This is a genomic window from Myxococcus eversor (genome assembly GCF_010894455.1).
In the GTDB taxonomy this organism is placed as follows: domain Bacteria; phylum Myxococcota; class Myxococcia; order Myxococcales; family Myxococcaceae; genus Myxococcus; species Myxococcus eversor.
Map to the genome: position 1 here is coordinate 201603 of NZ_JAAIXY010000021.1, position 10451 is coordinate 212053.

Below are 10451 nucleotides of genomic sequence, written 5' to 3' on the forward strand. Positions count from 1 at the left end.
CAGACGATTCATCTGCCAGCAACCCCGTCCATTGGAGCCCGCGTGAATCGCACTCTCAAGCAGATGTTGTGGTGTGCCCTGGTGATGCCGGCGTTCATCGCCTGTGGGCCTGACCTGGGGACCGAGCAGTCCTCGACTCCCCTCCCTGAAGAGTCTCGACAGGCTATTTCGCTCGTGGCGGACCCGCGCGTGAATGACGACGTGAGCCGCGACGGTCCCCGGACGCCCACGAGGCTCATCCAGGCGGAGCATTCCTTCGCGGGCCCGGAGGTCCAGGGATTGGGGCCCAACCGCTATGGACTGGTCCTGATGGACCGCTCAGGCTCGCTGACCACGGTCCGCGCCAGCACGGGCAACTCCCGGTGCTATGACTCCCGGAAGCAGGCCCTGTTGGAGCTGGACAGACTCTTCGACCCCAACGATTTGGACCGCACGCACGTCGCCGTCTGGAGCTTCGCGGGCACGGTCGTCACCAAGCACACCGTGAACTATGTGGACTACGCCACGGCCAAGGCCGCCATCGAAGCCCTGCCGGCCGAGGGCTGCTCGGGCGTGACGCCGCTGGCGGATGCGATGTGCTGGGCCATCGACAACCTGTCCACGCAGGACCCGGGCTTCACGACGAATCTCTACATCGCCACGGACGGCGAGGAGAACTCGAGCACCGGCGAGTGCTCGGGGCCCAACGGGACGGTGGGGAACCTGGCGAGCTGGCATGGGAAGGTCTACACGAAGGCCAATGCCAGCCTGGTGAAGACAAGCACCTCCTACTGGGTGTCCTCCACCGACCTGGAGCTGTGGCCCGGACAGTTCGAGTCGCTCGCATCCGCCGCGGCTACCTGCACCACCGCCGCCCCCTGGATTTGCGACGACCAGCTCTTCTCCGCGCTCGCCACCCGCTCCGGCGGTGAGTACCGGCGCGCCAACGACGCCAACGCGGCCTATCCCTGTGCCCGGGCGACGTCGTGCCCCGTTCCGTACGCGGGGACGCGTGGCAACACCCTGCCCTTCAGGGTCAGCGGAACCAACAACGCCACCGTCAACACGGCGAACCAGGCCATCTACCTGCGCGCGGGGGAGACGCTCACCGTGGGGACGTGCGGCGTGGCGGGCGCCTCGGCCGTCGGCGACACGAACATGAAGCTGTTCGGGCCTGGCGGCACCCAGGTCGCCCAGAACGATGACAGCTGCGGCCTGCTCTCCAAGATTACTTTCACGGCGCTTACGACGGGCACCTACCAGGTCCGCGTCGGCTGCTTCGCCAACAACCCCTGCAACGGAACGGCGGCATATACCATCGCCGGCGCGTTCAACTTCACCGCCACCAAGACGCAGAACGCCACCGTCAACACCTTCAACCGGAGCATCTATCTGCGCCCGGGCCAGCGCCTCCAGCTCGGCACGTGCGGCGTCGCGGGTGCGTCCGGCGTCGGCGACACCCTCGTGCGCCTCTTCGGCCCCACCACGCCGAGCACCCAGGTCGCCTTCAACGATGATGCGTGCGGAGGGAGCCTCTCCAACTTCACCTACGCCGTGCCGGATACAGGCGCCGGCGAGTCGGAGATTCGCGTGGGCTGCTATGCCACCACCTCCTGCAATGGCTCGGTGGGGTACGTCATCACAGACGCCGCGGTCCCCTGAGGGTGGGACACGTCTCGCGGGGGCGCCGCTGATTCCGGCGGTCCAGGCCGACCTCGCAGGTCGCGCCCCCAGTCACGAATGCCCCAACCGAGCAGGTCTCCTCCATTTCACACTCCCTGTGAAATTCTAGACTCAACACATCCCACAGTGTCAGATGGAACAACACCCGGGACAGTCGTTCCGGGTGTTCATCAGAGGGGGAAGTTCCATCATGACGAAGCAAGTCGAGACGAGGCGGGCGCCCGCATTGCGGGGCGTCCCTGCCAGGCTGCGCGTGCGGTTGGGTTTGGGGACACTGTTCGCGGGGTTGACGCTCCTGCCGGGGGCCGCGCTGGCGGCGGCGCCCATGGGGGCCGTGCAAAGCATTTCATCGGATGGGTATGTGAGGGGTTGGGCCTATGCCCCCAACGTCCCGTCGGGCTCCGCCGAGGTGCGCTTCTACCTGGACGGTCCCACCGGGCCGCTCCTGGGCACCGTGCAGGCCAACGAGTACAGCGCCGCCGCGCAGGCGGCGGGCATCTCCGGCAACCGGGGCTTCAGCTTCCAGTTGCCGCTGCAGGACCGGAACGGCCAGGCGCACACCGTCTACACCGTCGCCTCGGACCCGTCGTTCGACGATGGCGGCGCTGTGAACATGGCCACCGCGTGCACCATGAGCAACGGCGCCGGAGCGGAGGCGCGGGCCCGCGGCTCCGACGACGCGTTCTCATGGGAGTGTTTTCGCAGGCCGGGCGACAACAACGTAGGAGGGCCGGACCTGTGGGGGTACTGCGCGACGAAGGGCAGTGGCTTCGAGCCCCATCTCAAGGGCCCGCAGGTCGCGACGAATGCGGCGTACAACTGGGTCTGCCGCAAGCCCCAGACCTACACGCTGGACATGAACGTCGCGTGCACCAAGAACTTCGGCTCGGGTGTCGAGGGGCGCGCCACCAACGCCAATGACGCCTACACGTGGGGCTGCTTCCGGACGACCTCCGTGCCCGAGACGAGGGTGGTGGATCCCGACCTGAATGGCTATTGCACGCAGAAGGTGGGCTCGGGCTACTACCCCACCCTGAACGGCCCCCAGGTTGGCTCCTATGCCTCGTACAACTGGGTCTGCCGCAAGTCGGGCTACTCCGACCAGCCCCTCATCATGAACACCGCCTGCCAGATTCGGAACGGCGCCAGTTCCTTTGCCCGCGCCAGCAACGTCAACGACGCGTACACGTGGGGCTGCTACAACCCCGCCGTCGCCGCGGGGACGCGCGTCGGCAGCCCGAACCTCGAGGCCGCCTGCCTCGACAGACATCCGACCGCGACGCCCTTCCTCGATGGCCCGCAGACGGGCCCGGGAGCGGCGAGCAAGTGGATGTGCCGCGCCTCCCTCAACGAGTCGGCGCTGGTGATGCAGACCGCCTGCACGATGCGCGACGCCAACTCCCAGGCGCGGGTGGCGAACGCGAACGACGCGTACACCTGGTCGTGCTGGGTTCAGAGCACCACCACCACGGTGGTGAACGGGCCCGACCTGGGCGGCTACTGCTCGAACTATGTGGGCAGCGGCTACGAAGCGAAGGTGACCGGCGCCCCCCAGGGCACCAACGCCTCGTCCCTGTGGCGCTGCCGCAAGCCTCGCACCTCCCCCGCGACGACGAACCTTGGCTCGCAGTCGTATTTCCTGAGCCCGCCCGCCACCCAGTCCGAGACGCTCCACTACGTCTCCATGCACCTGCCCAATACCTCTGGGGCGACGCGCGCCAGCGGCACCTTCTACCCGTGGCCCGGCCGCAAGGTCGCCATCCAGACCCCGCGGGCCAATGGGCACTACAACTCCTCGGCCGCCGCGGACAACAACCCCGCGGTGATGGCCAAGATTGTCCAGGTCCTGGATGCAGCCTACGACTGGTACGTGGAGGCGACGGGCCGCACGCCCCCTACCGCCAACCACTACCAGAGCCGCCTCACCTTCACCGTCATCGAGCCCAACTGCGGCGCGGCCTGCGGGCGCCTGGGCAGCACTGGCATCGAGCTGTCCAACGCGACGTACGAGGCCCTCTACAAGGGCGTCCGCGACTCGCTCGCCAACCCGACGACGTATCCCCGGCCCACCTTCGACCAGGCGGTCTTCTATGAGCTGGGCCGCAACTTCTGGCTCTTCGAATCGGAGCTCTCCTACAAGGACCAGCTCACCAACCCTGACGGCTCGAAGAGGGGCAACGGTGGCAGCGTCGTCACCGGGTATGCGGTCGCCATGCGCTTCTACTCCATGGAAGCCGCGGGCGTGGACGGCGCCAACTTCGGGAGCATGACCTTCCCCGCCCTCAAACAGGCTGTCTCCGATTTGGTGGACACGTACCTGGCGAACACCAGCCTGACCTGGCAGAACACCCTGGCCCAGGACCTGGGCATCCCGGGCAGCCCCTACGGTGGAGCGGACCTGTTCGCCTCATTCGTGATGCGGATTGCCAGCGCCCACCCGGACCGGGACTTCATCAAGCTGGTGTGGAAGCACGCGGACAACCAGCCCAACGCCAGCACCACGCAGCAGACGGTGGACAACTTCATCGTCGCGACCAGCCTCGCGGCGAACACGAATCTGACGGCCGTGTTCAACGGGTGGCGCTGGCCTGCTCCGAGCGCCACCGCGCTCTCGAAGATCAGCCATCTGAATTCGCCGAACCTGTCGAACTACGGGCTGTAGCGGCAGGCCTGTGAAGACGGTCGCGGAGGGTGGATGGCGCTCCTGGTTGAGGAGATGGCCTTCCGCGATGCTTCGAGCTCTCCCAGGAGGAATACTGTCCTCCTGGGGGAGTTGGCGTAGGGCTGGGCTTTCGTGTGGCTCACTGGCTACCCGTACGTGCAAGCAGACCGCAGGAGGGCCCGTGCGACAGGCCCTCCCGCGAGCACGCGCTACCAGATGCAGGACAGCGAGCTGACGGACATGGTGGGGAACGCCGAGAGCGCGCCATCCGGAACCACCCCGTGCGTCGAATGGGTCGTGACGTTCTTGCGCAGGCCGGAGAGGCTGCTGATGAACCCCACCGCGTACAGGGTGGCGCTGGAGCGCTCACGCAGGACCGCGCCGCACCACGGCTCGCTCGAGATGCTCGCCATCGTGCCCAGCGGAACCGTCTTCACGCTGCTGTAGCCACCGAAATAGGCGATGTCCGCGGGGTCGGTGAGAAGGTACTTGGCACCGGCAACCCACAAATAGACCTGACTCGTCGTGCGCTCCTGGACCAGGAGACTCATGGCGTAGGTGTAATCGATGAAGGGGTCGGACCAGTTGCTGTTCGGGATGTCGTGGACGACCTTCCAATCATCCCAGACATCCAGCTCCGTGGGGTTGGGAATCCACCAGGGTCGCTGTCCGACGACGACGTAGATGGGGCTGGTCCCAATCTGGCGGAAGAGCGTGCCGTCCATGGGCACCTGGGTATACGAGTCGATGGTGGCCTGGGGCAGGGGCACCAACGAGCGGCCCGAGTAGAGGCTGTGCTGCGCGGGCGGGATGAAGAAGCGCGCCCCGCCCGCCACGTAGTAGCGGTTCGACGTTTCGATGCCGAGCAGGACGTACCCATCCGGAGCGGAGACGTAGCCCGCGAAGGCGTTCGCTCCGAAGAGACTCAGCCCCAGGATGAGCCAGCGGGTGATGCATGCGAGAGAGGATGTGACACGCACGGATTCTTCTCCTGTCGTGAGAGGCCTGTGTCGCACCCGAGCGGGTGGACAAGTGCTCTACGAAGGCAGTCCTCATGTCTGGTCATGCCGCCTGCTTTTTGAAGGACACCTCCGCGTGCATGGCCAGACCTTCACCAGGAGTGAGAAAGTGAGCCGCGAATATGACCGTGACGACGAACGAGGAGCATGCTCCACGGGGCAAGGACCGGTTGGTCGACGAGGACAGCCACGCTACGCTGGCAGGTGGGGCTCTTACTGGACACCGCTGAGCTCGTGAATCCGCGCGTGGAGCCACGGGAGGTAGTGGGAGACACGTGTGTAGACTCCGGGAAGTCCCGGTCGTCCGCAGCCCAGGCCGAAACTCGTGAGGCCGTGAAGCACATAGGCCCCATCCGGCTCGGGTAGGACCAGGGGGCCACCACTGTCTCCCTGACACGAGTCCCTGCCCCCTTCCGGATACCCGGCGCCGAACATCAGCGCGGGAGCAATGGGAATCCGCTCCTGGGTGTAGGCGGCGATCAGCGCCTCATCACTGACGATGGGAACCCGCACCTGCATCAGGATGCTGGACGTGTCGTAGTCATCCTCTTTCGTCAGCCCCCAGCCCGCGATGGACGCGATTGCGCCGACGGGGACCTGCTGCCCGGATGAAGGCAGACAGACGGGTTGGGCCACCGGCCAACCCCAGACAGGGGGACGAGATGACCGCGAGGAGCGGTGCGGAATGGAGGTTCGTCCACAGGACGTCGAGGGCCCGCTTCCGAACTCGACGGGCGTCTCGAGCTTGAGGACGGCGATGTCGTTCTCCGACGTCTCCGGGTCGTAATCCGGATGATAGACAATCTTCGCCACCCGGGTGGTGACTTGCCTCGCCCCCGGTGCGCGGACGTCGTGCACCCCCGCGACGACCCGGAATTCGGGGACGCGATCATCGGCGACACAATGCGCGGCGGTGATGACGATGTCCGTCCGGGCCTGGCTCCCCACACGAACCAGACTGCCACCGCAGAAGTGGTACCCGATGGATTGCAGGCTGACGATCCAGGGCCAGGAGTAGGGCCAGGCCTCGATGCCGCCCACGATTCCCCGCGTCCCCTGCCCCACCTCGTCGGGCGGGTTCGGGTCCAGTGCTGAACTTCCGCACCCCAACAGCCCCACCGCGACGACCACGTGGCGCATGAAACGCATTGCAGCCTCCTGTTCCAGGTGACGCGGAGGACTGTAATGCCTGAACCCGGGACGCGCGCCGTCCCGAAGGAACGGCACGCACGCGTCCCGACACGAGCCGAGGCCGATACGTCATGTTCCTCACGACGCTCGGCGCAAGACTCAGGTCGACGACGTCGTCGCTCCCGTCCTGTCCTTCTTGCCGGGGAGGCACATCGATTTCGCCCTGGGGAGGCCGGCCCTTGCCGTGGGCGCTGGAGGTCGTCACGCCGGACGCGGAGGGCGCCTGGGGCTACACCCGGCCGGGCTCGGCGCGGGACAACCATCGCCCGCCTGTCAGACAGTGCTGGCCTCTCTCTCGGTCGGGCTCATCACAGCCCGGCCGTCACGCGCGCCACCAGCCAGAAATTCCCCCTCACGATGTTGCCGGGCCACAGCAGAGGAGTCTTTTCGTCTGCCGCCGCGAGGACGTCGTAGGTGCCTCCGTAGGTCTTCACGAGGGCGTGCTGAAACGTATGGCCGGTGACGCCATTGGTGCGCACGTCCGCGGCCTCCACGTGCCCGGTGAAGTGGACCCGGGGCGCGACGGGCGGAGGAGGGCCGCCCTTGGACAGGAGCGCGGCGGGGTTGGGCACGAAGACCTTCGAGACCCGCGGCGCCTTCCCCGGCTTGCGCGAGGCCTGATAGGCCGCCTCGTCCGGCCAGGCCTGCAGCGACTCGGCGAAGGCACACGGCGCCAGTTCCAGCTCCGTGCCGGTCTGGATGCGCTCGCGCACCAGCGCGATGTCATCGAGCTGCGTGGCGAAGGGGTAGAAGACGTGGCCTTCGGCGTCCACCATCTCGGCCTCCAGCGGGTCGCAGAAGCGGCAGCTCTTGTGGGAGGCGAAGCCGATGGCGCGGACCCGCAGGCGCGAATCCGCCCGGAAGCTCGGGATGGAGCACTCCACTTTGCTCGCGTGGTTGAAGACGAAGCTGTAGCTCGCACCCGAAGCGTCGGACCACACCTTCAACTCGTGGTCACCCGCCGTGCCCGCGCTCGTGGTGTTCTTCAGCAGGGAATCCATGACGCGCCCGAAGGTCGCCTGGTCGTTGGCGTGGATTCCGATGCAGGCGAGGTGGTTTGCCATCCACGGACGGTAGCACGCGCCCACTGCGTCGATGTCCACCACCCGCCCTCCCTCCGGCGCATACACCACCGGCGAATGGCCTGGCAGCGCCGCTCCCCGGAAGCCCCTCGGCGGCTCGAGGCGCTTTTCGCTCGCCGGCAGGTCGTTCCCCACGCCGTGGTTCTCGTTCGGCGCACGGGGACCGGTGCGGACCTCCTCGGGCGAGGACCAGGTCGCATTGGGGGGTGGCGCTCGGGGCTCGCGTGGAGCTGGTGCACGATCTCGACGCACGATTGTCATTGGCCGCGACCGCGCCAACCCTCGACGACACCGGCGAACAGCGCATCCGCCTGCGTACGCTGAGCACTTCGGCGATGCTCTTCGCGCGGCGTGGAAGCCTGCCCTTGTGGATGGGGACCGGCGCGGAGTTTGTTTTCGTGTCGGTGGACCGCCCCGTGCCGGACTTCGACACCATCGAGACCGAGAACTGGGGGGCCTGGTGGGAGTGGAGACGAGGTTCCGGTTCGCGCGCGCCACCGCGGTGCTCGGAGTCCAGGGCTCCTGGCATCCGTTCCTCGCGTACGCCGACGTCACCGCGACGACCACCTTCACCTATCCGAGGCTGGGGCTGGGTGTGCTCGCGGGGTTCGAAATCGACGCGACGTGTTCTGACCTGGTCAAGTCCCGAATCGGGGGTAGTTGCTCAGGAAGGGGGTTGGGGGAGGAACGGAGACGCCCTGCTGGCAGCTTGCCGCATCTGCCTGCTCCCCGGAGAGGACCCATACGAAGCGTGGGAGAGTCGTCGGTCTGATTTCGCGGAGGCCATCCTCAACCAGCTTGCTCGGCCACAGTCGAGTCAGAGGATCACGATTTTGTCGTACATCTCCGTGGAGGTTGAGTTGCTGCCCATGCTCAAGCGACGTCCCTCCCTGTCGCAAGTCTCTACCAACTCCGTGCCGAGGGTCAGGTTGTTCAAATCCCCGCCCACCGTCACATAACCGCTGCTTTTCAGCTCCACGGCGAGCGCGTCCTCCTTGCCGTTGAGGAGGTGCGTCATTGCGTGCAATTCATTGTGGGGCCCGTACTTCAACGTGAGCAGATTCTGTCGGGTGCCGTCCACGAGGGTCAGCAACGAGGCTTCGATTTCAATGCCGGGGGATGGGTTGCTCGTGTTGAGAAGCAGGTACCCCGTCAAGGCGTGGACGCCCATGCCAGCGACAAGCTTCCCGCCCTTGTACTCGGACTTGCTGGCGTTCTCGAACCTCAAGTCGAAGCCCTGGGCCTGGGTCCTCGCGCCATACACGTTCAGCGAGTCCGCGGAGACACGGTGGATGTCATTGATGTCCAGATCGTTCTGGACGCGGTACAGGATGCTCTCGAGGATGCCCTCGTGGATGGCGAGCGAGCACTCTCCTACGACGACCAGGACATTGGCCTGCTCGTTCCGGGCGATGCCGAGCAGGAAATCGAGTTCCTGATAGAGGCTGCCAAGGAAGGCCTCACGATGGTCGTGGACGGCGAGCTTGGAGGACTTCTCGGGGTCGAACTTCCCCGAGCCCTGCTTGAACAAATTGAGGCTCGAATGGGAGCCATAGTTCCACGCGGTCCGGGTATTGGTGTGCTGATGCCCGTGCTCCAGGGAGTGATAATAGACGAAGAGGGGCGGGGCCCCCTGGCATGAGAATCTGGAGACGAAGCCCGCATGGTCGCTGAAGACGCTGGTGTCGAACTTCGGAGGGACCTGGTACTTCATTTCAATGGTGGTGCCCCCCGCAGTCGTTGCCCAGGTCATGCGCTCATCGGAGTTGTTTTTCTTGGTCGAAACCGCTAGCAGATGGGCGAAGGTGTTCTTCTTGTTCCTGTAGACATTCGACCCCTTCAGCAGAGGGAGGAGGGTCTGTCGGGGCGTGAGTGTGGAGAAATAGGCGGTGACCACGTCGTCTTCGATGGTGTGGCTGTACGCGACGTCGTAGCGGTCGAACAGCACGTTCATCAGTTGGAACTTGGTGTCGTCGTCGGTGTTCATGCCGTAGATGGCCGCCGCCGCGTTCCGGATGGCCTCGGAGCTCTCCTGGCGGAGAAGCGCGAAGCACTGTTCGATTTCATCCAGGGCCCCCTGGAACCGCTGCGCGGTGACACGGCTCTTCTCAAGCACGCCCTCGAGTTCCGGGCCGAACGGCTCGTCCTCGTCCCGCTCGACGGAGAGCGCGGCCTCGACCAACGCCCACATCTGCTGGCTGTAGGACTCGGTCAGGTCCGCCATCTTCACGCCAATGGCTCTTGGGAGCTTCGCGCGGTCCAGCAGCAAGCCCAGCTTGGGGATTCCGTTCTGGATGGGCTCCTCGGGGGAGAACCGTTCCTGCTTGTCGAGCCGCTCCTTGAGGATTCTGTAGGACCGCTCGGTGAGGGGCTGGGTCGTGCCCGCGCGTCCCGAGATGCCCTTGAGGTGGGGAGCGGTCGCCCCTTTGGGGTCCGTCAGCGGAGAGGCGTCGGTCATCTTGGCGACAGGCATTGTGGTGGACCTCGAACGTATCGAGTGTAGCACCCGGGAGGGAGACGAGCCCCTCGTGCCCCTGACCGAGGGCCGTCACGCGGCCCAGGGGTGGGCATGACCGGCCGGAGGCGCAGCGCGGGGTGAGCGGAGCAGGCGGCGGCCAGACGACACGCGACGTTCGCAGTGTCGAGCGCCGGGCGAAGTCACGCACCGGTCGTGTCCCTATAAGTGTGTAGATGGCGAGGAGGGACGAGCGGGAAAGAGGGAAGCTCCTCGGTGAAACCAACCGAGACGGTCCTCCTTTGGCGAGGAGGCCGAGGAGTTCCCCGCCGTGAACGATACAGACTTTGCCCCGCCCTCGCACGAGGAGGTGCGCACCG

General features: G+C 66.1%; 6 protein-coding genes. 2 read left to right on the forward strand and 4 right to left on the reverse strand.

Going from position 1 to position 10451, the window contains the following annotated elements:
- Window positions 1-42: 42 nt before the first annotated feature.
- Both G4D83_RS34990 and G4D83_RS34995 read left to right on the forward strand, forming a co-directional pair.
- Window positions 43-1641 (forward strand): vWA domain-containing protein, encoded by a 1599-nt coding sequence (locus G4D83_RS34990; RefSeq protein ID WP_163869222.1) that lies wholly within the window; start codon window positions 43-45, stop codon window positions 1639-1641.
- Window positions 1642-1852: 211 nt separating this feature from the next.
- Window positions 1853-4324, forward strand: coding sequence for a hypothetical protein (locus tag G4D83_RS34995; protein ID WP_163869223.1), 2472 nt, complete (start codon window positions 1853-1855; stop codon window positions 4322-4324).
- 209 nt (window positions 4325-4533) lie between these two features.
- Here the strand turns inward: G4D83_RS34995 and G4D83_RS35000 are convergent, their stop codons facing one another.
- The 4 genes from G4D83_RS35000 to G4D83_RS35020 form a co-directional block, all read right to left on the reverse strand.
- Window positions 4534-5304, reverse strand: coding sequence for a hypothetical protein (locus G4D83_RS35000; protein WP_163869224.1), 771 nt, complete (start codon window positions 5302-5304; stop codon window positions 4534-4536).
- Window positions 5305-5556: 252 nt separating this feature from the next.
- Window positions 5557-6492, reverse strand: coding sequence for a serine protease (locus G4D83_RS35005; RefSeq protein WP_163869225.1), 936 nt, complete (start codon window positions 6490-6492; stop codon window positions 5557-5559).
- A gap of 350 nt (window positions 6493-6842) precedes the next feature.
- Window positions 6843-7598 carry a hypothetical protein gene (locus tag G4D83_RS35010; RefSeq protein WP_240356975.1) on the reverse strand — a complete coding sequence of 252 codons (756 nt, stop codon included), beginning with the start codon at window positions 7596-7598 and terminating at the stop codon, window positions 6843-6845.
- An 835-nt stretch (window positions 7599-8433) separates the two neighbouring features.
- Entirely contained in the window at window positions 8434-10089 is a 1656-nt protein-coding gene (locus tag G4D83_RS35020) for a hypothetical protein (protein WP_163869226.1), read from the reverse strand.
- Between the last annotated feature and the right edge of the window lie 362 nt (window positions 10090-10451).

What these genes read in the sequence shown, in the direction of transcription:
- G4D83_RS35005 (WP_163869225.1), bottom strand. Translation starts at nt 6,492, where the DNA reads ATGCGTTTCATGCGCCACGTGGTCGTCGCGGTGGGGCTGTTGGGGTGC.
- G4D83_RS35010 (WP_240356975.1), bottom strand. Translation starts at nt 7,598, where the DNA reads ATGGCAAACCACCTCGCCTGCATCGGAATCCACGCCAACGACCAGGCG.
- G4D83_RS35020 (WP_163869226.1), bottom strand. Translation starts at nt 10,089, where the DNA reads ATGCCTGTCGCCAAGATGACCGACGCCTCTCCGCTGACGGACCCCAAA.
- G4D83_RS34995 (WP_163869223.1), top strand. Translation starts at nt 1,853, where the DNA reads ATGACGAAGCAAGTCGAGACGAGGCGGGCGCCCGCATTGCGGGGCGTC.